The 24,593-nt window shown below is 65.7% G+C and carries 21 protein-coding genes and 1 other RNA gene; 13 read left to right on the forward strand and 9 right to left on the reverse strand.

Going from position 1 to position 24,593, the window contains the following annotated elements:
- Positions 1-3: 3 nt before the first annotated feature.
- Complete coding sequence (locus tag GDN70_RS10645) at positions 4-1,668, reverse strand: aminotransferase class III-fold pyridoxal phosphate-dependent enzyme (RefSeq protein ID WP_152102488.1); 1,665 nt, start codon at positions 1,666-1,668, stop codon at positions 4-6.
- Positions 1,669-1,703: 35 nt separating this feature from the next.
- On the opposite strand from GDN70_RS10645, the gene asd reads away from it, so the two are divergent.
- Positions 1,704-2,567 carry an archaetidylserine decarboxylase gene (asd, locus tag GDN70_RS10650; protein ID WP_095426052.1) on the forward strand — a complete coding sequence of 288 codons (864 nt, stop codon included), beginning with the start codon at positions 1,704-1,706 and terminating at the stop codon, positions 2,565-2,567.
- A 69-nt stretch (positions 2,568-2,636) separates the two neighbouring features.
- The gene (locus tag GDN70_RS10655; protein WP_152102489.1) at positions 2,637-3,230 is read left to right on the forward strand and encodes an NUDIX hydrolase; all 594 of its coding nucleotides are present in this window, start codon (positions 2,637-2,639) and stop codon (positions 3,228-3,230) included.
- Positions 3,231-3,392: 162 nt separating this feature from the next.
- Here the strand turns inward: GDN70_RS10655 and GDN70_RS10660 are convergent, their stop codons facing one another.
- A complete protein-coding gene (locus tag GDN70_RS10660; RefSeq protein WP_161966532.1) occupies positions 3,393-4,847 on the reverse strand; it encodes a FecR domain-containing protein in 1,455 nt (484 codons plus the stop codon).
- Positions 4,848-5,115: 268 nt separating this feature from the next.
- On the reverse strand, positions 5,116-5,880 hold the full coding sequence (locus GDN70_RS10665) for a DUF2147 domain-containing protein (protein ID WP_152102490.1): 765 nt from the start codon (positions 5,878-5,880) through the stop codon (positions 5,116-5,118).
- A gap of 193 nt (positions 5,881-6,073) precedes the next feature.
- Here GDN70_RS10665 and GDN70_RS10670 point away from each other — a divergent pair, with 193 nt between their 5' ends.
- Together GDN70_RS10670 and GDN70_RS10675 are read left to right on the forward strand one after the other, a co-directional pair.
- Positions 6,074-6,949: a DUF2147 domain-containing protein gene (locus GDN70_RS10670; RefSeq protein ID WP_152102491.1), complete on the forward strand. Its 876-nt coding sequence runs from the start codon at positions 6,074-6,076 to the stop codon at positions 6,947-6,949.
- 326 nt (positions 6,950-7,275) lie between these two features.
- Entirely contained in the window at positions 7,276-8,481 is a 1,206-nt protein-coding gene (locus tag GDN70_RS10675; protein ID WP_152102492.1) for an extensin family protein, read from the forward strand.
- A gap of 127 nt (positions 8,482-8,608) precedes the next feature.
- On the opposite strand, the gene GDN70_RS10680 is transcribed toward GDN70_RS10675, so the two are convergent.
- Positions 8,609-8,944, reverse strand: coding sequence for a DUF6665 family protein (locus GDN70_RS10680; protein WP_038947698.1), 336 nt, complete (start codon positions 8,942-8,944; stop codon positions 8,609-8,611).
- A gap of 44 nt (positions 8,945-8,988) precedes the next feature.
- Complete coding sequence (locus GDN70_RS10685; RefSeq protein WP_038947696.1) at positions 8,989-9,624, reverse strand: TetR/AcrR family transcriptional regulator; 636 nt, start codon at positions 9,622-9,624, stop codon at positions 8,989-8,991.
- Positions 9,625-9,820: 196 nt separating this feature from the next.
- Between GDN70_RS10685 and GDN70_RS10690 the strand changes: the two genes are divergently transcribed.
- From GDN70_RS10690 to GDN70_RS10710, 5 genes are all read left to right on the forward strand, one after another.
- Positions 9,821-11,134, forward strand: a complete 1,314-nt coding sequence (locus tag GDN70_RS10690) for an HlyD family secretion protein (RefSeq protein WP_152102493.1) — start codon at positions 9,821-9,823, stop codon at positions 11,132-11,134.
- Positions 11,135-11,163: 29 nt separating this feature from the next.
- Positions 11,164-12,747 (forward strand): DHA2 family efflux MFS transporter permease subunit, encoded by a 1,584-nt coding sequence (locus GDN70_RS10695; RefSeq protein ID WP_152102494.1) that lies wholly within the window; start codon positions 11,164-11,166, stop codon positions 12,745-12,747.
- 519 nt (positions 12,748-13,266) lie between these two features.
- Positions 13,267-15,066 carry an ABC transporter ATP-binding protein gene (locus tag GDN70_RS10700; protein ID WP_028145547.1) on the forward strand — a complete coding sequence of 600 codons (1,800 nt, stop codon included), beginning with the start codon at positions 13,267-13,269 and terminating at the stop codon, positions 15,064-15,066.
- Positions 15,067-15,133: 67 nt separating this feature from the next.
- On the forward strand, positions 15,134-16,540 hold the full coding sequence (locus GDN70_RS10705; protein WP_028145546.1) for an MATE family efflux transporter: 1,407 nt from the start codon (positions 15,134-15,136) through the stop codon (positions 16,538-16,540).
- A gap of 73 nt (positions 16,541-16,613) precedes the next feature.
- A complete protein-coding gene (locus GDN70_RS10710; RefSeq protein WP_049801819.1) occupies positions 16,614-17,936 on the forward strand; it encodes an O-antigen ligase in 1,323 nt (440 codons plus the stop codon).
- A 47-nt stretch (positions 17,937-17,983) separates the two neighbouring features.
- On the opposite strand, the gene GDN70_RS10715 is transcribed toward GDN70_RS10710, so the two are convergent.
- Complete coding sequence (locus tag GDN70_RS10715; RefSeq protein WP_028145545.1) at positions 17,984-18,727, reverse strand: sulfite exporter TauE/SafE family protein; 744 nt, start codon at positions 18,725-18,727, stop codon at positions 17,984-17,986.
- A gap of 226 nt (positions 18,728-18,953) precedes the next feature.
- On the opposite strand from GDN70_RS10715, the gene GDN70_RS10720 reads away from it, so the two are divergent.
- Positions 18,954-19,217, forward strand: a complete 264-nt coding sequence (locus GDN70_RS10720) for a hypothetical protein (protein WP_038971261.1) — start codon at positions 18,954-18,956, stop codon at positions 19,215-19,217.
- A gap of 1 nt (position 19,218) precedes the next feature.
- Here GDN70_RS10720 and GDN70_RS10725 read toward each other — a convergent pair whose 3' ends face one another.
- Positions 19,219-20,589: a PLP-dependent aminotransferase family protein gene (locus GDN70_RS10725; protein ID WP_028145543.1), complete on the reverse strand. Its 1,371-nt coding sequence runs from the start codon at positions 20,587-20,589 to the stop codon at positions 19,219-19,221.
- Positions 20,590-20,668: 79 nt separating this feature from the next.
- Between GDN70_RS10725 and GDN70_RS10730 the strand changes: the two genes are divergently transcribed.
- Positions 20,669-21,097 carry a DUF983 domain-containing protein gene (locus GDN70_RS10730; RefSeq protein ID WP_028145542.1) on the forward strand — a complete coding sequence of 143 codons (429 nt, stop codon included), beginning with the start codon at positions 20,669-20,671 and terminating at the stop codon, positions 21,095-21,097.
- 188 nt (positions 21,098-21,285) lie between these two features.
- On the opposite strand, the gene rnpB is transcribed toward GDN70_RS10730, so the two are convergent.
- Positions 21,286-21,711: RNase P RNA component class A (gene rnpB, locus GDN70_RS10735), an RNA gene on the reverse strand.
- A 150-nt stretch (positions 21,712-21,861) separates the two neighbouring features.
- Between rnpB and GDN70_RS10740 the strand changes: the two genes are divergently transcribed.
- The gene (locus GDN70_RS10740; RefSeq protein WP_026202052.1) at positions 21,862-22,215 is read left to right on the forward strand and encodes a YciI family protein; all 354 of its coding nucleotides are present in this window, start codon (positions 21,862-21,864) and stop codon (positions 22,213-22,215) included.
- Positions 22,216-22,237: 22 nt separating this feature from the next.
- On the forward strand, positions 22,238-23,470 hold the full coding sequence (locus tag GDN70_RS10745; RefSeq protein ID WP_028145541.1) for an RNA polymerase sigma factor: 1,233 nt from the start codon (positions 22,238-22,240) through the stop codon (positions 23,468-23,470).
- A gap of 149 nt (positions 23,471-23,619) precedes the next feature.
- Here GDN70_RS10745 and GDN70_RS10750 read toward each other — a convergent pair whose 3' ends face one another.
- On the reverse strand, positions 23,620-24,402 hold the full coding sequence (locus tag GDN70_RS10750; protein WP_038971256.1) for an N-acetylmuramoyl-L-alanine amidase: 783 nt from the start codon (positions 24,400-24,402) through the stop codon (positions 23,620-23,622).
- Positions 24,403-24,593 lie beyond the last annotated feature (191 nt).

Raw genomic sequence — 24,593 nt, forward strand, 5'->3', positions numbered from 1 at the left:
GCCTCAGCGCCCGAAGCGCTTGGCCAGCATCTCTTTCAAAATCTGCCGCTTGATGTTCTTGTTGGTGAGCACGCCATCGTGCCACCAGAAGCCGTCGGCCTTCATCTTCCCGGCGGCGCGGACGAAGCGTTCGGCGACTTCGCTGAAGTCGGCGTCGGTGTAGTTGAGGCTGAAGATCAGCCGGCCGGTGCCGACCCAGCTCAGCGCCAAGCCCTCGGCGCGCAGATAATATTGCAGCATCCAGTTGTAGCGGGACGGCGTGGTGTATTTCACCGTCCAGATCGACGAGAAGTTGGCGAACCGTACTGGCAGGCCGGCGTCGGTCATCATCTGGTTGAGTTTTTGCGCGCGACCGTTCCAGGTCGCATCCAGCCCGTCATAGATGGCGCGGAAATTCGGGGAGGCGAGGCGGCTCAAAAACTCGTCCATCGCCGTCATGACGTACGGATGCGAGTTGAAGGTGCCGCGGGCGAAGCAGACGTCGGCGGGGCGGTCGTCGCGGAAGCGGCGCATCAATTCCTTCTTGCCGCAGACCACGCCGACCGGCAGGCCGCCGGCGAGGCTCTTGCCGTAGGTCACCATGTCGGCGCGCACGCCGAAATATTCCTGGGCACCGCCGGCGGCGAGACGGAAGCCGACGAAGACCTCGTCGAAGATCAGCACGATGCCGCGCTCGGTGCAGACCTCGCGCAGCCTCGCGAGCCATTCAGTGTAGGCCGCGCGGTCGAAATTGCCGCCGCGAGACGAGTCGACCAGCGAGGAATCGCCGGGCGCGTTGGCGTTGGGATGCAGGCCCTGCAGCGGGTTGACCAGCACGCAGGCGATGTCCTTGCGCGTGCGCAGGACGTGCAGCGTCTTCTCCGACATCTCGGCGAGGGTGTAGGTCTCGTGCGCCGGAATCGGGTTGCCGACGCCGGGCTGCACGTCGCCCCACCAGCCGTGATAGGCGCCGGCGAAACGAACCAGATGCGTGCGCTTGGTGTGGTAGCGCGCCAGCCGCACCGCCTGCATCACGGCCTCGGTGCCGGACATGTGGAACGAGACTTCGTCGAGGCCGGAGATCTGGCGGAGCCGCTGCACGTTCTCGAGGATGACGGGATGGTAGGGGCCGAGCACGGGGCCGAGTGCATGCGCCCGCTTCTCGGCGCCCTCGATGCACTCCTTGTAGAAGTCGTTGCCGAAGATGTTGACGCCGTAGGAGCCCGTGAGGTCGTAGGAGGTGTTGCCGTCGACGTCCGTGACGGTGACGCCGCTCGAGGACTCCATGAAGGTCGAGGTGCCCAGATGCTCGCGGACGAGACGCGAGAACTGGAACGGCACGCGGTAGCTCTCGGTGAAGTTCAGGTCGGAGATGGTTTCCGCCGCTTCCTTCGTCATCGCGCGACCCCTGGGGTAGCGCTCGGCGTAAAGCTTGGCGAGGCGGAAGAAGGCGTCCTTACGCTGCGCCACCACGTTATCAGGCGCGCCGTCGCAGCCGAAATATTTGTCGCCCTCGAATTCGTAGAACGGGAGCAGCTTTGCCACCCGGCGCGACATCTTGGAGTGCCCGGCGAGCGACCGGTGCTTGGCGCGGGACAGTTCGACCCGCGCCTTGAGCTTCGGGAGGACGGCGGCAGCAGACGCTGCGGCGGCCACGGACATCGAGAGAATCGGGAGTGTCGTTTCCATGACAACAAGCGCTAATACTGTGAGCTGACAGATTCATGACAGTCAAAGCCCTCATCGCCTCTTTCACCCAGCAGGAAGACCTCAACTTCCTGTTGACCAACCGCATCCCCCGCGCCGCGCTAACCCGCTTCATGGGCTGGTTCTCCAAGATCGAGAATCCGCTTGTGCGGGACTTCTCGATCGCTCTGTGGAAGCTGTTCTCCGACCTCGATCTGTCGGAGGCGCGCAAGACTCATTTCAAGAGCCTGCACGACTGCTTCACCCGGGAGCTCAAGCCGGGACTGCGGCCTTTTGATCCCGACCCCTCCATTGTCGCCAGCCCCTCCGACGGCATCGTCGGTGCCCACGGGAAGATCGCCGACACCGAGCTGTTTCAGGTCAAGGGCGCGCCCTATTCGCTGCTCGACCTGCTCGGCGATTCCGCGCTGGTCGACCAGCACCGCAACGGCTCCTTCGTCACGCTGCGGCTGACCTCGAGCATGTATCACCGCTTCCATGCACCCTATGACGCGCATATCGAGCGCGTCACGCTGATCCATGGCGATGTCTGGAACGTCAACCCGATCGCCTTGAAGCGGGTCGAGCGCCTGTTCTGCAAGAACGAGCGCGCGGTGATCCGGACGCACCTTTCGACCGGCGAGGCCGTGACCCTGGTGCCGGTTGCCGCGATCCTGGTCGCGAGCATCCGCCTGCACTTCCTCGACATGGTGCTGAACGCGCAGACCCGCGGCCCGGTCAATTTCCCCTGCGACGTCAACGTGGCCAAGGGCGAGGAGCTCGGCTGGTTCGAGCACGGCTCGACCATCATCATCCTCGCGCCCGGCGATTTCACCTTCTGCGACGGCATCGCCGAGGGCACGCGCATTCGCGCCGGTCAAGCGCTGTTGAGGAGAGGATAGCCTTCAATCCGCCGCGTCCGACGCCTATATCGTGCTGCGGGGATGCATAGATCGACACGGATGTGAGTGATGGCGCGAGCGCCGGTCATGGCGGCGGGTGGTATTGTGCTGCGGCGTGGAGCTGTGCCGCTGATCGCGGTCGTGCGCCAGCGCAAGCGCAACGAATGGGTTTTGCCCAAGGGAAAGCTCGACGACGGCGAAACGCCGAAACAGGCCGCGCACCGCGAGGTGATCGAGGAAACTGGACACGACGTCGCCATCCACGAATTCCTCGGCACGCTCGTCTATCAGTCCGGCGGGCGTTCCAAGGTCGTGCATTTCTGGCGCATGGAAGCTGAGGGCGGTCCGGTCCGCAAGCTGATGAACGACATCAAGGCGGTCGACTGGCTGCCGCTGGACGACGCGCTTGCGCGCCTGTCGCGCGAATATGAGCGCGCCTTTCTGACCCAGATCGGCCCGATCGCGCTTGCGGCAGCGGGGCTGGCGTCGCCGCCCGCGCCCCAGCCGACGCCGCCGCTCGCGGCCGACGATATCGATGCAACGCTGCAGACGCTGACGCCGGCCGAAGCCGCATCCGTCGAGGAGCTGCGGCATGGTCTCCTGCAGAAGGTGAAGGCCTGGCTGCGCGGCGAGCTTGCGGGGAGAGGTCGGATTGCATCGTAGATGCAATCCGGGTGGGGGCACTCTCCGCGAGTTTCACTGCCACTATTTCTGCGGAAGCAGCCCCTCACCCTAGGCGAGGAAGCAGCCCCTCACCCTAGGCGAGGAAGCAGCCCCTCACCCTAGGCGAGGAAGCGCACCGAGCGCGCTCATGCACGCCGAACTTTACCGCCGCTCCTTCTCCTTCGGAGCCGGCGCCGGTCTGCGCGGCGCTACGGGGCGTTGCGCGGCAGGGAGGCGCTGCTGGAAGCCGCCGGGTCGCTGCATGCCCGGCGGTTGGACTGCGGGCGGATGGGCCGGCTGCATGCCGGTGCGCGGCAGTTGCGACTGCGGATGAGTCCCGCCCGGCTGTGACGGCACGACTCCTCCGGGCTGAATCTGCCCACCACGCTGCGGCTGTGTTTGCGGCGTGGCGTTCGGCGGGGTGGCTTGTCCAGGGCGCGTTGGACGCCCTGCGCCTTGCTGCTCGCCGCGCTGCGGCTGGCCTTGTTGCTGTTGTCCTCGCGGCAGTTGCCCCTGGCCCGCACGCGGCGTGCCCGGTTGCACGACGCCGCCTTGTCCTTGTTGTCCTTGCCGCGGCGGCTGCTGCGTTCCTTGCCGGCCCGGCGTGCCCGGCTGCTGCTGACCCGGACGGTTGTTCTGACCGGGCTGGCCGTTCGGCCGCTGCGGCTGTTGGCCAGGTGCGGTCGTCGGCCGCAATTGTTGTTGCTGCGGCGCCTGGGCCGGCCGCGGAATGCGGCTGAGCGCGGTCGGATTGGCGCGGCGGAAGTCACGCTGCTCGGTGACGATCTGGCGGCCCGTGGTTTGCGCCAGATGCACCTGGCCGACGAAACCGCGGTCGCGTGCGATCTGTTGCGCGGGAATCGTGATCGGCACCGCGGCGAAGCGCATGATTCCGGCAGTGGCCGCGCCGGGCCGGATCGCAAAGCCGCTCGCGCCTTGCGTCAGCGCGCCGAGTCGCGTGCCGCTGGTGCGGTCGTCGACGTCGATGTGGCCGACGCGGCCGTCGGCGTCGGGATAGAGCTTGATGTTGACGTTGCGCGCGCTGCTCGCTGCCGCGCCTTCAGGCACCTCGACGACGCCGGTGGTGCCGCGGATGCCGAGCGTCGCGGTCGGCGTCGTGATTTTCATGTTACCGGTCTTCGCCACCGCAGCTGCAACGAAGGCCACTGTGCCCTTTCCGACGTCGAATATCCCTGAGTTCTGCCTGCCGCCGTCCTCATAGACGTAATTGTCGATGGTGATCTTCGAGCTGGCTGAAAGATTGAACGTGGTGGCGTCGTCGAAAGTGATGCCGACCGTGGAGTTCGACGAGGTCTGCACCACGTCGTTGAGATAGATGTCGTCGCGCACGCGCAGCGGATAGGAATTCTTGTCACGGATCACGGTCGCGATGCCCGTGACGGTCGCAACGTTGCCGATCGGCTCGACGGCGGCGGGTTGTGCGTCCGCGGCCGGTGTCGGTGAAGCCGATGGCGTCGGGGAGGGCGCTGGCGCCGGCTGCGCTTGTGGCTGGGCCTGGGCGACTTCGATCGCATCGGATGCGATCGCAATGCTCGCGCCTGCCAGCGGCAATGCCGGCAGCACGAGCGCGAACACGAAGCGGCGCCAGGCCAGCATTGATGTCACGAGGAAGTCCCGGTGAGAACGCGAGCGAGATCGGTTGATATCAGCCGGGGGGACCTGAATGGTGGATGAACGTGTGTGGCAGGAGGAGGGCCGAACGTTCAGACGTCACGTTCGGTGAGGGATTTGGCGCCGCCTTCTTACTCGTCATTCCGGGGCGCGACGAAGTCGCGAACCCGGAATCTCGAAGTTGTGGTGCGAGTTCGCCGCGCGAGATCCCGGGTTCGATGCTTCGCATCGCCCCGGGATGACACCTGCGGTGTCAGCTCACGCGCTTCCAGGTCTGGCCGCCGCAGAACATGCCGCCGAAGGCGCAACCCTGCACGCGCATCGCATTCGGACCCTTCATCGCGATGGTCGAGTCGTAATTGCGGCCGGAGTCGGGATCGTGGATGCGGCCGCTCCACTTCGAGCCCTCTGGCTTCATGTTGATCAGGATGCGCGCATTGGTCTTTTCGGCATAGCCGCAGAGATTGGCGCCGCACTGCTCGACGCGGACATTGCCCTTGTTCTCTTCGGTGGCCCAGACGCCGATCGGCGTGTTGGCAACCACCACAGGCGCCGGAGCAACCGCGACCGGCGCGGGTGCAGGAGCAGGAGCCGCGACGGGCGCCGGCTGCGTATTGGCGTCAAAGCCGACCGACGGCGCGGCAGCAGCCGTCGCGGCCGGAGCGGCGGGAGCCGTGACCGCGGGCGCGGCCGGCGCGGTCGCCTGCGCCGGCGCCTGCTGCACCGGCTGCTGCTGCACCGAAGCTGGCGCGGGCTGCGCAGTCGTCGTGCTTGGCGTGGTGTCGTCATCGTCCTTGGAGCCGCCAAGGCCCTTCAGGTTGATGTTGTTCAGCTTGATCGGCTTGTCCGACAGGCCCGGCGCAACGATGGTCACGCAGTTGAGCGAGGCGCAGTTGCGCGGCGTCTCGATGCGGATGTGCTGGCCTTCGATCCGGAACGAGATCGTGTTGCCGCCGGCATGGGCGGCGGCGGTCGACGCCAGAAAGAGCGCGGTGGCGGCGATGGTGAGCTTGTTCATGACAACCTCCGAAAATGGCGTGGTCCCGATGGACTGAAGTCGCCGGTGGATGAAGCGTGGTTCGAGCCTACGCCGGCCTGGCCGGGCGTTCTGTGATGGGGGTCACAACGGTGCCGCGCCGTCTGGGTGAGGCAGCGCACATTCAGCCGTGCCGCCTCTGTGTAAGCTCGCGGCGGCACTCAAGGAGGTGTGGATGAAACGGCTCGCGACTTCGCTTGGCACCTTGATCGCACTGATGGCGATCACGCCCGCGGCCGTGGCCGGTTCCTATTCCTTCTCGATCGGCGGTCACCGGTTCCATGTCGAGTCGCCGCGCAATTGCCGGGCGGCCTCTTGTGTTTCGGTCTCCAGCCGCAGCCTTCGACCGACAGCGGATGTCGACACGACATCAGCCGCGCCGCCTGAGGTCGCACCGCCGCGGCCAGCCTATCCCGCGGCGTCGGTCAGGCCGGCGCAAGCGAGCGTCGTCGGGGCACCGCCCGCGCCGACCGGCCCTGTTGTCGCCGCGACGACGTCGCAGCCTGTTGTCCTGCCGCCGCCAAGGGTCGAGGCGCCGACACTCGTCGCGCCGAGCCTCAATCCGCCACGGATCGACCCGCCGCGAATGGATCCGCCGAAGATCGTTACGCTCGATCCGCCGCGCATGGAGCCGCCGCCCTTCCCAAGTCCCGAGATCAAGCAGACCGCAACGGTCGCACAGCGCAGCGACGATGAGCCGGCTTATATGCCACTGGGCGAATGGGAGAGCCCCGGTGCCAAGGGCACGGTTCGCATCGAACGCTGTGGCCCCGCACTGTGCGGTTACGCGCTGACGGAGGCGTCGAGCCGCGGCGAGAGCGTGCTCGTCAACATGAAGCCGAAGTCGCACGACGTGTGGACCGGCAACATCTACAGCCGCTCCAGCGGCAACACCTATTACGCGACCATGACGCTGAAGAGCTCCGGCCGGCTCCACGTCGAAGCCTGCGCGCTCGGCCGCTTCTGGTGCTCCGGCAACGACTGGACGCGGATCAAGGCGCCGCGAGAGCAAATGATCACGACGTCGCGGCAATGGAGCGCGCGGTCGTAGTTTTTCTCCCCCTCTCCCCTTGCGGGAGAAGGGACGAAGAGCGTGTATCGGAGCGATAAGCCGCTAAATCATGCCGAGCACGATGGCGCCGACGAAGGCCATGGCGAGGTATGCGGCGACAACGCTCAGTCTCCCGGCGAACGTCATGAGGTCGCTCCCTCCATGCGCGCCGCTTTGCGCGCAGGCATCATGGTTAACAGAGAGTCTCCTTGCGAAAAAGTCAGGCTTGCTGTCGCTCAGCCTGCCGGCTCCGGGCCCGTATGGTTAAAGAACTCTGAAATCAACGTGTTGAAGAGTCTTTAAGTAAATTCACCGAACGTGCGTGCATGACGCGCGGAGTTCGTTTGTATCTCGTCGGCTCCATCGTCCTTGTTTCGCTAGCGGGTTGCGGACGCGGCTTCTTCCAGGCCGAACGCGAACCGTGGCGAGCCGAGGCCGAAGCCGCATGCCTGAAATCGGGCGCGGTGAAAGAGGGGCCGGATCTCGTCCGCATCGACCCGATCTCCGGGCCCGGCATGTGCGGCGCCGAGTTTCCGCTCAAGGTCGCCGCCATCGGCGAAGCCTCGAGCAGCTACGGCTTTGCCGACGAGGAGCTGCGCCCGCCGGGCAGCATCGGCGGCCAGCCGCGCTGGCCGGTGACGCAGCCGCGGTCGACTACGCCGCAGAGCCAGAACTATCCGGCATCGTCCTATCCGCAACGATCGAACTATCCCGAAAGCGCGGTGCGCCAACCCTCTGGCTATGGCAGCTCAAGCGGGCCGGTGTCACTGAACGCGCCCGGCGTGGCGGCGCAGGAGGACGAGATCGACCTGCCGCCCGACGGCACCGATGCCGCGGGCGCGGCGCGCTACATGAATTCGCCGAGCTATCCGGCGCGGCCGGCACCTTACTCGCAGGCGCCTGCGCAGCCGCCGCCGCCGCGCCTTGGCCCCGCGCAGGGCAATCCCGTCACGGCCGTCGGTCCGGTCGCGATCAAGCCGACCGCGACGCTCGCCTGTCCGATCGTGTCCGAGCTCGACCGCTGGCTCGCCGACACCGTGCAGCCTTCGGCGATGCGCTGGTTCGGCGTCCGCGTCGCCGAGATCAAGCAGATCTCCGCCTATTCCTGCCGCGGCATGAACGGCAATCCGCATTCCCACATCTCCGAACACGCCTTCGGCAACGCGCTCGACATTGCCGCCTTCGTGCTCGCCGACGGCCGCCGCGTCACCGTGAAGGACGGCTGGCGCGGCATGCCGGAGGAGCAGGGATTTTTGCGCGACGTACAGTCGGGCGCTTGCGCGCATTTCACCACCGTGCTCGCGCCGGGGTCGAACGTCTATCACTACGATCACATCCACGTCGATCTGATGCGCCGTGCCAGCCGCCGCCTGATCTGTCAGCCCGCCGCCGTCTCCGGTGAAGAGGTGGCCTCGCGCGCGCAGTCGCGCAGGCCGTACGCGAATGCGCGCGAGCCTTCCGTGACCGGCTCGCTCGGTGTGCGCAAGAGCACGGGGCACAAGCGCGAGGAAGACGATTACGCCGACGATTAGACGGACGCAGCTGCTCTTGTCGCCCGGATGAGCCAACGGGTCGGCGCGAAGCGCCGGCCCGATGACAGGCTCCGCGATATCCGTGGATAATGGTCCCGCATATCGCTGCACTCACGCGGGCTACGATCTACGTCCGCTTCGCCGGTGCGGGGACCAACCCCATGCAGAGCTGCACCTCGCCCGGGACATTGTAGGTGCGCATGATATGGCGGCTGTCGCGCAGGCCGGTCGCCTCACGCTGCACCACGAACATCCAGAGCGCCTGACCGGCTTCCATCACCAGCTTGCGCCTGGCCGGTTGCATCGAGGCCGGCAGCTCCGAGAGCGCGTGGGCGGCGTCGAACTCGCGCAAGCGGGTTAGCGCCTGTTCGAGTGTGCGGCCCATCCGTCCAAGCGCCGAGGCCTGTTCCTGAACGATCTCGTAATGGAGGATATCGACGGGCGGGCGAAGATCACGGGACATGACCGCAAATATAGTGCCGCCTGACGGGCCTGCGCAACGCGCAGCTACTTCGCCTTGTATGCCGCCATAAACATCCGCGTCGCACTGTCGACGACCTCGGTCATGCGCTGTTCCGACGGCGCGGGCGCGGCCTGGAACACGAAGGGCAGAAAGAGGGACGCCTTGCACAGCTCCATGAACTGGGAGGCGGCAAGGTTGCAATCGTCGATCTTGAGATGGCCCGAGGCGACATGGGCTTTGAGATAGTCGGAGAGGCGGTTGATCGACTTGTCCAGCACCCGCGCATAATAGCGGCGGCCGACATCGGGCATGCGCTCGGCGATCGCCATCACGGTGCGGATCGCTGATCCGCCGCCGGGCCGGCAGAGCAGATGGATATAGGCCCGGCCGAACTCCTTCAGCGTGGTCTCGGCATCGCGCGCCGGATCGAAATTGAACACGACCTGGCCGTACTGGAGCGCCTCCTGCTCGAGGATGGCTTCAAACAGCGCGCTTTTGTCGGCGAAGTAGACGTAGAGCGTGCCCTTGGAGACCTGCGCGGCGCGCGCGATCTCGCCCATGCTGGCGCCGTCGAAGCCAAGATCCATGAACACTTTGCGGGCGCCGTCCAGGATCTGGCGACGTTTGGAGCCGTCCTCCTCCTGGATGACGTGCAGATGATCGCGGCCGGCTACAACCATTGGTTCAGGGTCTCGGCAGGTTTTTGAGTCGGGTCTGCGGCCATGAAACCCGAATAAAGGATTCTCGTCAGTAGGGTCCGGCCGGGATTATTATGTATATTGACCGAACCGTTCGGTCAATGATATTTGGATTAGCGAGAGGGAACAGGCCGCACGCCGGCTGTCTCTTTGATCGCGCTTTTTTGGGGAGGCCTTTATGGCCGTATCGAGAGACCAGGCTGCGCGCGTCCTTCGCCAGGAAACGGTGGAGGAGCACGCGGACGGTGATGCTGCGATCGAGAACGCTGCACCCCTTGCCGAGCAATTGCGCTCTCACGTGGCCGAGGAAGCCAGGCGCCGCACCGCCGAGGCGCCGGAGAAGCCCGTGACCGACAAGCCGGTCGCACCTGCGCCGGAGGCACCTGCCGCCGGCGCTCCCAAATCCGGCAAGCGCAAGTTCGTCCTGATGGGCGTCGGCCTCGTGCTGGCGCTCGCGGCCGCGAGCTATGCCGGCTACTACACGCTGGTTGGCCGCTTCTACATCTCCACCGATGACGCCTATGTCCGCGCCAACAACACCATGCTGGGCGCGCGCGTCTCCGGCCACATCGCCTCGATCCTTGCCGGCGACAACACGACCGTGAAAGCGGGCGACATTGTCTTCCGCATCGATGACGGGGATTACAAGATCGCGGTCGATGCCGCCGCGACCAGGATCGCAACCCAGCAGGCCACCATCGATCGCATCGGCCGCCAGGTCGCCGCGCTCGACAGCCAGGTGGCGCAGGCCAAGGCGCAACTCGTCTCGACTGAAGCGGGCCTCAAGCGCGCCGATCTCGACTATGAGCGCCAGCAGGCCCTGAGCAACAAGGGGTTTGCCTCGCGCGCCACCTTCGAGAGCTCGGAAGCCGGACGCGACCAGGGCGCCGCCGCAGTCAAGGCCGCGCAGGCCGCATACGACGTTGCAATCAGCAATGTCGATGTCGCCAAGGCGCAGCAGGCCGAAGCCCAGGCCCAGCTCGCCGAGCTCAAGACCACGCTCGCCAAGGCCGAGCGCGATCTCAGCTTCACCGCGGTGCGCGCGCCGGTCGACGGTACGTTCTCCAATCGCCTGGTCAACGCCGGCGACTTTGTCGCGGTCGGCCAGCGCCTCGGCAACATCGTGCCGCTGGACGCCGTCTATATCGACGCCAATTTCAAGGAAACGCAGCTCAAGCGCATCCGTCCCGGCCAGTCGGTGACGATCAAGGTCGATGCCTACGGCATGCGCAAGTTCTCCGGTGTCGTCGACAGCATCGCGGCGGGCGCGGGCTCGGTGTTCACGCTGCTGCCGCCCGACAACGCCACCGGCAACTTCACCAAGATCGTGCAGCGCGTGCCGGTCCGCATTCGCGTGCCAAAGTCGGTAGCGAAGCAGAACCTGCTCCGTGCCGGCATGTCGGTCTATGCGACCGTCGACACCAACAAGGGCGCGGCCGACGCCGACAGCGAGGTCGACCTCGACGATCCCACCGCGATCCACCCGCAGTAGCCACAGCCTCAGCGCTGCGAGGTCAGACCATGGCCAACGCCACCACCGCTTCACCCGCCATGATGGCGGACGCCGCTTCGGAGCGCATCGCGCCGAAGCGGTTGTTCGCGTTCATCATCATGGTGTTCGGGATGTTCATGTCGATCCTGGACATCCAGATCGTCTCGGCCTCCCTGAGCGAAATCCAGGCCGGATTGTCGGCGAGCTCCAGCGAGGTCTCCTGGGTCCAGACCGCCTATCTGATTGCGGAGGTCATTGCGATCCCGCTGTCCGGATTCCTGTCGCGCGCCTTCGGCACGCGGCTGTTGTTCGCGATCTCGGCGGCTGGCTTCACCGCCTCGAGCCTGCTCTGCGGCTTCGCCACAACCATCGAGGAGATGATCCTCTGGCGCGCGCTGCAGGGCTTTCTCGGCGCCGGCATGATCCCGACGGTGTTCGCCTCGGCCTATACCGTTTTTCCGCGCTCCAAATTCCACATCGTCGGCCCCATCATCGGGCTGGTCGCGACGCTGGCGCCGACCATCGGACCGACGGTCGGCGGTTACATCACCGACCTGATGTCGTGGAACTGGCTGTTCTTCATCAACGTCGTGCCCGGCATCGGCATCACCCTGGGCGTGCGGGCGCTGGTCGATTTCGACGAGCCGCATTTCGAGCTGCTCGACCGCTTCGACTGGTGGGGTCTGTTGTTCATGGCGGGCTTCCTCGGCACGCTGGAATATGTGCTGGAGGAGGGGCCGCAATATGAATGGATGCAGGATACCTCGGTCGCGATCTGCGCCTGGATCTGCGCGATCTCGGCCATCGCCTTCTTCTGGCGCGTCTTCACGGCGGCCGAGCCGATCGTCAACCTGCGCACCTTCTCCAACCGCAATTTCGCGATCGGCTGCGTGCTGCAGTTCTGCATCGGCATCGGCCTCTACGGCCTGACCTACATCTATCCGCGCTATCTCGCCGAAGTACGCGGCTACAGCGCGCTGATGATCGGCGAGACCATGTTCGTCTCGGGGATCACCATGTTCCTGGTCGCGCCGCTGGTCGGCCGCCTCATGGTGAAAGTCGACATGCGCTACATGATCGCATTCGGCCTCGTCGTGTTCGCGATCGGCTCCTACCAGATGACATGGATCACGCGCGACTACGATTTCTACGAGCTGCTGGTGCCGCAGATCCTGCGCGGCATCGGCATGATGTTCGCGATGGTGCCCACCAACAACATCGCGCTCGGCACGCTGGCGCCTGATAGGGTGAAGAACGCTTCGGGTCTGTTCAACCTGATGCGCAACCTCGGCGGCGCCGTGGGCCTCGCCGTCATCAACACCGTGCTCAACGACCGCACCGATTTGCACATCACCCGCCTCCAGGAGCGCGTGACCTGGGGCAATGCGACCGCGACCGAAACCCTGACCATGTTCATGCAGAAGTTCCAGGGCCTCGGCGATTCCACGTTGATGGCGATGAAGCAGCTCTCCCAGCTCGTGCACCGCCAGGCCGTCGTGATGAGCTTCGGCGATGCCTTCTTCGTGCTGACGCTGTTCTATCTCGGCCTCACCCTGCTGGTGACGCTGCTGAGCAAGCCGGCCCCACTGACCGGCGGCGGCGACGCGCATTGAGCCTGCCACACACGCGGTGTCATCGTCCGGCTTGACCGGACGATTCAGTATTCCAGAGGCCGGCGTTGGTGAACTCGCTCTCACCACATCCGCCGCGGCGTACTGGATGCCCCGCTTTCGCGGAGCATGACGGCGGAGGGCGGGGCGGCTGTGGAGCGCATCAAGGCCGCGCGCACCAAATTGCAACACTCATCCGTGATCTCGCGCGAGCCCCGTTGCAAGTCGCGAACGACACATCTATAAAGCGCACCTCATTCACTCGAACCGGGGAGAGATTTGCATGATTTCGTCGCATTCGCAGATCGTACGCCCGCGCTCGATGATGTTCTGGTTCGGTATGTACGCGGCCTGTTAGAGGCCTCCTCCGCCAGTTTCGATTGGGCCAAGTTTCCGACCAAGCGTCCCGATCGCTTTCTTTCCCAAGTCAAAGCCAACCTTAAGTGACGCCGTCTCGGCCCTCGCGGCCGGCCTGCGTCCATCGATGGAGCCGGCCCGCGCCAAAGGCGGCCGGATGATGTCATGACCGCTCTGTCAAAAAAGCCCGCGGCGATCCGCCTGGTGCTGCCCTTCGTGTTCCGGCACTGGCTGAAGCAGCCGGGACGGGGGCTCATCGTGGCCGGCGGCCTGCTGGGTGCGACCATAGCCGACCTGTTCATGCCGGTCTTCTCGGGCCGGCTGGTCGATGCGCTGACGCGCGGCCCGTCGGATCCCGATGCGCGGCATGCCGCCCTGGTTGCCTTCGGCGCCATCGTGGGGCTGGGCGCGGCCTCCGTGGTGCTGCGGCTGGCCGGCCTGCAGGCGATCGTGCCGTTCACGCTCAAGACCATGTCGGACGTCGCACAGGAGGCCTTCACCCGTGTGCAGCGCTTCTCCACGGACTGGCACGCTAACTCCTTCGCGGGCTCGACCGTGCGCAAGATCACGCGCGGCATGTGGGCGCTCGACCTGCTCAACGACACCATCCTGATGGCGCTAGCGCCCTCGCTGCTGGTGTTGATCGGCTCGATGGTCCTGATCGGGATGCACTGGGCCTCGCTCGGCGTGGTGATCGCGGTCGGCGCGTTCTTCTACGTCACCATCACCGTCGTGTTCTCGACGCGCTACATCGCGCCGGCCGCCCGAGTCTCCAATGCCTGGGACACCAAGGTCGGCGGCACGCTTGCGGATGCCCTGACGTGCAACGCGGTGGTGAAGTCGTTTGGCGCGGAAGCGCGCGAGGATACGCGGCTCGGCCGCGTCATCAACCGATGGCGCGTGCGGGTGCGGCGGACCTGGCTGCGCTACAACTACACGTCCATGGCGCAGCTGTCGCTGCTGCTCTGCCTCCGCACGTCCGTGATCGGCGGCGCGGTGCTGTTGTGGATGTCGGGACATGCCTCGCCTGGCGACGTGACTTATGTGCTGACCAGCTACTACATCATCCACGCCTATTTGCGTGACGTCGGCATGCACATCAACAACCTCCAGCGCTCGGTCAACGACATGGACGAACTGGTTGCGATCCATGCCGAGCCCATCGGCATCGCCGATGCGGCCGGTGCGCGGCCGATCGCGATCGAGGGCGGCGCGATCGTGTTCGACGACGTGACGTTCCACTATGGCGGCCATCGCGCGCCGCTCTATGACGGGTTGTCGGTGACGATCCGGGGCGGTGAACGTGTCGGCCTCGTCGGACGCTCCGGCTCCGGCAAGACCACCTTCGTCAAGCTGGTGCAGCGGCTCTACGACGTCACCGGCGGCCGTGTGCTGATCGACGGGCAGGACATCGCATTGGCCACACAGCAATCGCTGCGCAGCCAGATCGCGATCGTGCAGCAGGACCCGATCCTGTTTCACCGCTCGCTCGCCGAGAACATCGCCTATGGCCGGCCCGGCGCCAGCCTCGAGGCGATCGAGCAGGCGGCGCGGCTTGCGAATGCGCACGACTTCATCCTGCGCCTGCCGAAGGGCTACGGCACGCTGGTCGGCGAGCGCGGCGTGAAGCTGTCGGGCGGTGAGCGGCAGCGCGTGGCGCTGGCGCGCGCGTTCCTGGCGGATGCGCCGGTGCTGATCCTGGACGAGGCGACCTCGAGCCTGGATTCGGAATCGGAGGCGCTGATCCAGGAGGCGATGGAGCGGCTGATGAAGGGCCGCACCTCGATCGTGATCGCGCACCGGCTGTCGACGGTGAGGAGCCTCGATCGCATCCTGGTGTTCGACCGCGGCGAGATCGTCGAGCAGGGCACCCACGCCACGCTCGCGGCCAGACCCGGCGGCATTTATCGCGGCTTGTTCGAGCGCCAGGTGGTGGAGCTCGGGCATATCGCTGCAGCGGAGTGAGGCGCGCGACTGCGGGACGAAAGTCCCGCAGTCGCGCCGCCAAGGAATGCGTCAAGGATGGAATGAGATGAAAGACCTGACCAACGGCTCCATCGTGAGACACATCCTGGCCATGGCACCTCCGATCATGGCCGGCATGATATCGATCATGGTCTGCCAACTGGTCGATCTGTACTTCGTGTCGGGCCTGGGCGATGCCGCCGTGGCGGGCGTCGCCGCGGCCGGCAATGCTGGCTTTCTCGTCAACGGGCTGATGCAGGTGCTCGGTGTCGGCGCTGGGGCACTGATCGCGCATGCCGTGGGACGCAAGGACCGGTCGGATGCGAACCTGATCTTCAACCAGGCGATCGTGCTGTCGGTGCTGTTCGGACTGTTGACCCTGCTCGCAGGTGCCGCGCTGTCGCGCGCCTACATGCGCTCGATCGCAGCGGACCAGGCCACGATCGAGGCCGGGACCACTTACCTGCTGTGGTTCATGCCGGCGCTCGCGCTGCAGTTCGCCACCCAAGTCATGGGGGCTGCGCTGCGCGCGACCGGTATCGTGCGTCCCACCATGCTGGTGCAGGCGTTTGCTGTGGCCATCAATATCGCGCTGGCGCCGGTCCTGATCACGGGCTGGGGTACCGGCCATGCGCTCGGGGTCGTCGGTGCGGGGCTGGCGAGCTCGATCGCGGTCGCCATCGGCGTGCTGGTGCTGCTGGCGTATTTCCGCAAGGTCGAGCGCTATGTCGCCTTCAATCCGGCGCAGTGGCGCCCGCAGCCGCACCATTTGAAGCGCATTCTCAATGTCGGCCTGCCGGCCGGCGGCGAGTTCGCGATGATGTTCATCTTCATGGCGGTGGTCTATTACGTGCTGCGCGATTTCGGCGCGGCGGCGCAGGCCGGCTTCGGCATCGGGCAGCGCGTGCTCGGCCTGATCAACATGCCGGCGCTTGCGGTCGGGCTGGCGGCCGGGCCGATCGCCGGCCAGAACGTCGGCGCAGCCAACGCTGCGCGCGTGCGGGAAACTTTCCTCAAGGCCGCCTTGATCGTCACGATCGTGATGACCGGCTTCATGACCCTTGCGCAAGTGAAGCCGGAGCTGCTGCTCGCCGGATTCTCGAACGACCGCGAGACCATGGACATCGCCTATCTGTTCCTGCGGATCATCTCGCTCAACATGGTCGCACAGGGGCTGATCTTCACCTGCTCGAGCATGTTCCAGGCCCTTGGCAACACCAGGCCGGTGCTCTTGAGCTCGGCGACGCGCGTGTTCACCTACTCACTGCCGGCGATCTGGCTGTCGACGCGGCCGGGCTTTCGCATGGAGTATGTCTGGTATTTGTCGGTCGCGGCGACAATATTGCAGGCGGGCTTGAGCCTGTGGTTGCTGCGCCGCGAGTTCAGGAAGCGCCTGATTTCGGCGCCGAAGGAGAAGGACCCAGAGCAGGAGAGCGCCGAGCCCATTGCGCCTCTCGCCCGCGAGCCTGCGTAACGGTGGCTTGTTCCATCCTGGCTGCTCCGGCTAACTTGCCGGGCGGGGTGGATGGTGGGCTGCAGAAGGGCCAATGACCGGAGTGACGAACGAGCCGCGGGCGGCGTCATGGCTCGCCGCGATCTGGGCGGCGCGCTATCGCACGCCGGCCCGCTTCGTCGCGCTGATCGCTCTGCTGCTGCCGTGGACCACGACCGGGCTGACCTTCGCGCTCATACCCTGGCTGATCGCCTTCGCGTTTGTCGATCTGCGCGCGTTTCCGCGTTCGCTGCTTCGCCCGATCTGCCTGCTGCCCATCGCGCTGGTCGCGCTCGCCGCCGTGGGCACGCTCTGGTCGGATGCGCCATGGCCGGAGCGAATCCACGCGATCGGGCCGGCGGCGAAGCTGCTGGTCATTCCGCTCATGATCTACCAGTTCGAGCGTTGGCCGTACGGCCATTGGGTGTTTTTCGCCTTCCTGGCGTCCTGCACGGCGTTGATGCTCTATTCCTTCGCCGTCGCAATCGACCCCGCACTCTCGCTGAAGCTCTATCTGTCGCGCGGGCCCTACAAGGTCGAAAGCGGGATCGCGGTGCGCAACTATATCGACCAGAGCCAGGAGTTCGCGCTCTGTGTGCTCGCGCTGGTCTATCCGATCGTGGCGCTGCTGCGGCAACGCCGCGTCGGCATCGCGGCGCTGTTCGCGACGCTCGCGATCGGATTCCTCGCCAACATGATCTTCGTCGTGGTGTCGCGCACGGCGCTGGTGACGCTGCCGATCCTGGTGGTGCTGTTCGCGTTGCTGTATCTGCGCCTGCGTGCGGCGCTGCTTGCCGCCGGCGCGATGGCGCTGTCGGCGGTGCTGCTCTTCGGCGTGTCGCCGCATCTGCGGACGACGGTTGCGAAATTTCAGGCCGACTATCAGACGAGCGTGCAGGACAGTCAGGTCAGCGGCATGGGTTCACGTCTGGAATATTGGCGGAAGTCCCTTCGCTTCATCGCCGATGCACCGCTGGTCGGTCACGGCACCGGCTCGATCCGCGGCCTGTTCGCAAGCGTGGCCGCCGATGCGAAGATCGATCCGCTGCGTGGCGAGATCGTCAGCAACCCACACAATCAGACCCTCAGCGTGGCCGTGCAGTGGGGAATCGTCGGTGTCCTGATCCTCTACGCGCTCTGGTTTGCGCATCTCTCGCTGTTTCGCGCCGAGGGCCTGGCCTCTTGGATCGGCCTGCTGGTCGTGGTGCAGAACATGTTGACCTCGCTGCTCAACACGCATTTGTTCGACTTCACGCCGGGCTGGGTCTACGTCCTCGGCGTCGGTGTCGCCGGCGGCATGGCGCTCGCGAAGAGGGCGCGAGAGCTAGAGCATGATCCGGAAAAGTGCGCAGCGGCTTTCCGAGAAGATCATGCTTAAACAACAACCTAAAGCGCGATGACGATTCATCCTGATCGCATCGCTCTCTAGAGCGCGCCGAGACTGTTCCAGACCAGGGTCAGGCCAGACAGGAACAACAGGCCGAGCACGACATCGCCGAAATGCTTGTCGTTGAGGGCGTGATAGACGCGGGCGCCGGCCCAGGCGCCGATCAGGGTGCCCGGAAACGCGACCAGCGCGAGCCAGACCACTTTGATCTCGACGAGACCCGATGCGGTCTGCAGCACCAGTGCTGTCGCGAGAACCGTGAAATTGAAGAGCTGAAAGATGCCGCGCCGCTCATGCTTGTTCCAGCCGCGGATGTTAGCCCACAGGATCGGCAGCGGCCCGGACAACCCGGCGAGGCCGCCAAGAATACCGCCGGCAAAGCCGATCGCGCCGTCGGCGAGGCGGCCGCCGAATTTGATCGCGAGCGGCCTCTTGTTCAGATAGAGCGCGCTCGAGAACATCAGAATTAAAATGCCGACGCTCAGCTTGAACACTTTTGGATCGGCCGAGGCGATCAGCATGGTGCCGATCGGTACGCCGATCAGACCGCCGATCAGGAACGGCCAGACCAGCGAGAGGTCGAAGATCTTCCACATCGAGGGCAAGGTCGAGGTCTGCGCGATCACCGAGCAGATCAGCACCAGCGGCACTGCGAGCGAGGGCGGCAGTACGTAGAGCCAGATGCCGAGCGCCATCAGCGCCGTGCCGAACCCGGCCAGGCCCGAGACGAAGCCGCCGGCCAATGCGCCGAGCAGCAGCAGCGCGTAGGTGAGCGTTTCCAATAGAATGTCCTCGTCGCCGGGGCGATCTCGAACTGTTGATCGCCGTCGCCCGCATAGCATGCTTGCTGCCGTGCAAGTCAATCCGCCCTGCACGCAAGCGTGATCTGCGGCGCCGGGCGTTCGCGAAAGACATGCCTACATGACGGTCGTACTTTAATCCCGGGGCCCCCCACCGCCATCCTGCACTCGGATCGGTCGGACCCGAATGCGATGATGGAGAATGACCATGACCCGCACCAAGATCGCCGCTGCAGCCGCGCTGTTGGCGGCGACGCTGATGCCGACGATGGCCCAGGCGCAGCTTTCCGAGCCTGCAGCGTATCAGGCGGCTCATCCCGACCGCGACGTGCTGAACGGCGGCCAGCTCACGCCTGCGGCGCGTGCGGCTCTCGGCCAGCAGGGCACGCCCAGCGATGCATATGCTTTGCAGGCCTATCCGTCGCCTGGGGCGCCGGTCGTGCGCTCGACCCATCGCCGTCATCGTCGATGATCTAGACGATTTGTCTGGTGTCGGCGGGCTTCTGCAGCGCGCCGACCAGGATGCGTAGCGCTTCCGTCAATTCTGACCTGTTGCGTGCCGCGCCCAGCGAGACGCGCGCCGCGTGCGGCGGTGTCCCATCGACCGTGAAGGCCTCGCCGGCGACGACCGCAAGTCCGTTTCGCAACAGATGCGCCGCGACATCGGGCCGGTCCTCAGGCAGCCGCAGCCACAGATGATGCGCCGCGGGCTTGGCCAGGAACTGGAAGCCTTTCAATGCGCGCTGCGCGAGCTGCTGACGGCCGACCGCCTCGCTGCGGATGGCGGTGATGATACGATCGGCAATGCCGCTTTCGATCCAATGCGTCACCAGCGCGACCATCAGCGGCGCCGGCATCTGCACGGTCGCCTGCAAATATGTCCGCATGTCCCGCTGCGCCTCGCTGTCGGGCGTCGCCAGATAGGCAACGCGGAGCGCCGGCGAGATGCATTTTGACAGCGTGGTCGCAAGATAAGTCCGCTCGGGAATGAGATTGGCGATTGGCGATGCCGAGCGGTCGAGCAGGCCGTAGGCGTCGTCCTCGATCAGGATCGTGTCGGTATCGCCGATGATCTTTGCGATCGCACTGCGCCGCTCGGAGGCAAGCGTCGCCGTGGTCGGATTGTGCAGCGTCGGAATGAGATAGACGGCCTTCGGCTTGTGCGTGCGGCACGCCTTTGCCAGCGCGTCGGGCAGGATGCCGCCATCATCCATGGCGACGCCGACGAGCTTGATGCCGAGCCGCACTGCTGCGGCCTTGATGCCGGGGAATGTCAGCGCCTCCGTCAGCACGATGTCGCCGGGCCGCGCCAGATGGGCGAGCAGGTTGAACAGGATCGTCTGGGTGCCGGGAAAGACCACGAGCTTGTCGGCATGCGCGTGCGGCACCCGCGCACGCATCCAGCGCGCGGCGACGTCGCGCTCATGCGCGCTGCCGCCGGGCGGCTGATAATTGAGATACGCCGTCAGGCCCGATTGCGCGCGGATCGCTTCCATCCCGGCGATGATGCGCTCGTCGAGTTGCGCCTCCAGCGGATGCGGCGGCACGTTCATCGAAAGATCGATCGCGACGGGATGCGGCAGATCGACCGCGCGGCGCGCGCTGGTCTCCGACACGAACGAGCCCTGTCCGACCCGCGCCTCCATGATCCCGCGTCGCCGCGCCTCGGTGTAGGCGCGCGTCACCGTGGTGAGATCGACGCCGAGCGCCTTTGCAAGCGCGCGCTGCGTCGGCAGTTGCTGGCCACGCACCAGCCGGCCGGCGGCGATGTCGACCTCCATGGCCTCGACGATGCGCTGGTAGCGCGGCCCTGATAGCTCCGAGATTGTCGGGCTCCAATCCATGCAATTTAAGCCCATTTCCTTTGAATGTATGGATGCAAGATATTATTGTATGGATCGTCGAAAAGGAAGAGGTGGGGTCATGGCGGCAGGTTCAGTCTCTCTGGCGAAGGCGATGTGGCGCGGCTTTCGCGGCAAGTGCCCGAACTGCGGCGAAGGCCATTTGTTCAGCCGTTTCCTGAAGGTCGCAAACAGCTGTGATCGTTGCGGTGAGGAGCTGTTCCACCAGCGCGCCGATGACTTCCCCGCCTATCTCGTGATCGTCGTAGTCGGCCATCTCGTTGTGCCGGCGATCCTCGCGGTCGAGACCGCCTATGCACCGGCGGTCTGGCTGCAACTGGCGGTGTGGTTGCCGGTGACGCTGTTCGCCTCGCTCGCGCTGCTGCAGCCGACCAAGGGCGCCATCGTCGGGCTGCAATGGCAGGTCGGCATGCACGGTTTCGAGGCGAGCAAGCAGCGGCGCGAGGCGGACGAGCTTGCGCCGGTGCTGGTGAAGGCAAGACAACGCTAACCGGGCGTCATTCCGGGGCGTTCGCAGCACGAACCCGGAATCGATTCATCCACCAACTTTGCCGCCCGATGGATTCTCAGATGCGCAATTGCGCATCATAGCTCCCGCTGCGCAAGCCCCGGAATGACAGCGGGCCAAGCCAAAATGGTGAGGGGCCCGATGCGCTAGCATCGAACCCCTCGTTGCAAGATATCAGCCGGCCTGTAAGCCGGGTTCTGTAAGGCACCGTCCACTTGCGCGAACGATACGTGACGGCCATTCCTCTGGGACCATGTTTGCACATGGCCTCGAGCAACCTACCCGGACGGCGGGCCTGACATCGCCCCGCGGCGTTATCGCTTTCGCGAACAGCCCGCTACGCCGTCCCTATTCGGTTTTGCTCCCGGTGGGGTTTGCCATGCCGGCTCCGTTGCCGGACCCGCGGTGCGCTCTTACCGCACCTTTTCACCCTTACCCCGCGAAGCCGAAGGCGAAGCGGGGCGGTTCGTTCTCTGTGGCACTTTCCCTGGGGTCGCCCCCGCCGGACGTTATCCGGCACCGTATGTCAAGGGAGCCCGGACTTTCCTCCCCGGCGGCCTTTCGGCACCTGCCGGAGCGGCCGTCCGGCCGACTGACTGACAACGCATGGGGCATTTGTGACGGTTTCGTCAAGCCGATATCGCGGCCCACGATCCGCCCGAAATAATTTATCCTGAAGATGTCGTTTGCTGCGTGCTCCGTTCGACTGGATGTCGGCGACACAGCCGAACAACAGGAGTGAAGCGATGCAATATCTGCTGATGATCTACCAGAACGAGGCCGAGTACGCGAAGATTGACACGGGAACCAGCCAGAAGATGTCGGCGGAGTATGAAGCCTTCACGCAATCCATCATCCGGAACGGCAATTTCAAGGCCGGCGATCGACTGCGGCCGACCACGACCGCGACGACGGTGCGTGTGCGCGACGGCAAGATGCTGACGACCGATGGACCGTTTGCGGAGACCCGCGAGCAACTCGGCGGCTACTATCTGATCGAGGCCAAGGATCTCGACGCCGCGATCGAGATCGCGGCGCGGATTCCGAGCGCGCGCGTCGGTTCGATCGAGGTGCGGCCGATCTGGGTCTACGACAAGTGACGGCCGAGCCGCGCGTCGCCGCATGACCCCTGGCGAGATCGACAAGATCTTCCGCGACGAGGCGGGGCGGGCGCTGGCCACGCTGATCCGCCTCGTCGGCGATTTCGATCTCGCCGAGGACGCGCTTCAGGATGCTTTTGCCGTCGCGCTGGAACGCTGGGCCGCGTGCGAGGTCCCCGACAATCCGCGCGCCTGGCTGGTCAATGTCGCCAGGCACAAGGCGATCGATCGTGTCAGGCGCCAGGCTGTCTTCCGCGGCAAGCAGCAGGCGCTCCTGCACGAGATCGAGCTCAACGCGCAAACGGTCGACGAGCCGCCGGCAACACTCGACGACGACATGCTGCGGCTGATCTTCACCTGTTGCCATCCGGCGTTCGCGCCAGAGGTCCAAGTCGCGCTGACGCTGCGCACCGTCTGCGGGCTGTCGACCACGCAGGTCGCGCGCGCCTTTCTCGTGGGCGAGGAGGCAATGGCGCAGCGGCTGGTCCGCGCCAAGCAGAAGATCAGGCTCGCCGGCATCCCCTACGAGGTGCCCGAGCGCGACACGCTGGCGCCGCGGCTCGATGGCGTGCTCGCCGTGATCTATCTGGTCTTCACCGAGGGCTATGTCGCGACCGAGGGCGCGGATCTGATGCGGCCTGATCTTGCAACTGAAGCGATCCGGCTCGGCCGCTTGCTCGATCGGCTGATGCCGGATCGCGGCGGCATCAAGGGCCTGCTGGCCCTGATGCTGCTCCACGATGCGCGCCGCGCCGGACGCGAGACCGCGGCCGGCGATATCGTGCTGCTCGAGGAGCAGGACCGCATGCTGTGGGATCGCGCGCAGATCGAGGAGGGCCTGGGCCTGGTCGAGGATGCGCTACGCGTGCCGGGACGGCCGCAGCCTTATGCTGTGCAGGCCGCGATCGCCGCGCTGCATGCCCGTGCGCCGAGCTTTGCGCAGACCGACTGGCGTCAGATCGCCGGGCTCTACGAGGTGTTGCTGCGCATCTCTCCCTCTCCGGTGATCGAGCTCAACCACGCTGCCGCCGTGTCGATGGTCGATGGGCCGGCACGTGCGCTCGATCTCGTCGATGCGATCAGCGCCCGAGGCGGGCTGCGCGGCTATGAGCTGTTGCCCGCAGTGCGTGCGGATCTGTTGCGAAGGCTCGGCCGCAAGGATGAAGCGTGCGAGGCGTATCAGACAGCGACCGCGGCGACACAGCTCGAGCCGTTGCGGCGGCTCTATGCGCGGCGGATGAGGGAGATGGGGTAGGGGCTCGTGCCCCGGACGCAGCGCAGCGTCTCTTCGACGGTGCGCTGCAGAGCCGGGGCCCATCCTATCGAAGCGTGACGTGTCGCCGACTGGGTCCCGGCTCGCGCTTTGCGCGTCCGGGACGAGAGCGAACTGCGCGGCCATCGCCGTCACTTCGACGCGACGGTCGTCCCCTCTGCCGGCAGGCTCGCCAGCAGCGCCTGCAATGTCGACAGCGTCGAGTGGTCCGCGACACCGTCCAGCCGCGCGGGGCGGAAGTGGCGCTGAAAGGCGGTGACGACTTCCATGGTCGCGGCATCGTATTTGCCGGTCAGCGGCACGCCGTAGCCGTATCTGGCGAGCGCCTGCTGCAGGCTAAGCACTTCGTCGCTGATGGTGCCGAGCATCAGGGTCTCGCCGCGCACGACCGGGGCCGGCGTCACCCAGTGACCGACGCCGGAATTGGCCAGCGAGTGCCACGGAAACTTTTCGCCGGGGTCTTTCTTGCGCGCGGGCGCGACGTCGGAATGGCCGAGCACCCGGTGGGCCGGCACCTTGCGGCGAAGCATGATGCCGCGGCACAGCGCGATCACGGCGGCGATCTGGCGCAGCGGATATTCCGGATAGCCCCAGTCGTGGCCGCGATTGATGATCTCGATGCCGATCGAGCAGGAGTTGATGTCGTCCTCGCCCGCCCAGGACGAGACGCCGGCGTGCCAGGCGCGCCTGGTTTCGGGCACGCATTGCACGATGCGGCCGTCTTCCAGCACGACGTAATGCGCCGAGACTTCGGTTCCCGCCGTGCACAGCCGCGCCAGCGCGCCCTCGACATCGGGCATCCCGGTGTAGTGCAGCACGATCATGTCGGGCTGCCGTGCCTTGTTGCGCTCGCCATAGTTCGGCGAGGGGATGATGTCGGACACGATCGAGGAATCCGGCTCGAACGCCCTCATGCTCGCCGCGGCCTTGGGAACCGGGAGAACGCGTTGACGCTTCGAATCAGATCCAGACGGTGTGGACGAACCGGACGGCGGCATAGACAAACCAAGGTCGGACGGCGAGTGGGCCAAGCCCTTCTCTTTACTATTCCTTTACCCTCCACCGTGCGCAATCGCGCGGCGCGGTTAACGGATGCATTTTGGCG

Source organism: Bradyrhizobium sp. TM102, assembly GCF_009176685.1.
Taxonomy (GTDB): Bacteria; Pseudomonadota; Alphaproteobacteria; order Rhizobiales; family Xanthobacteraceae; genus Bradyrhizobium; species Bradyrhizobium ottawaense.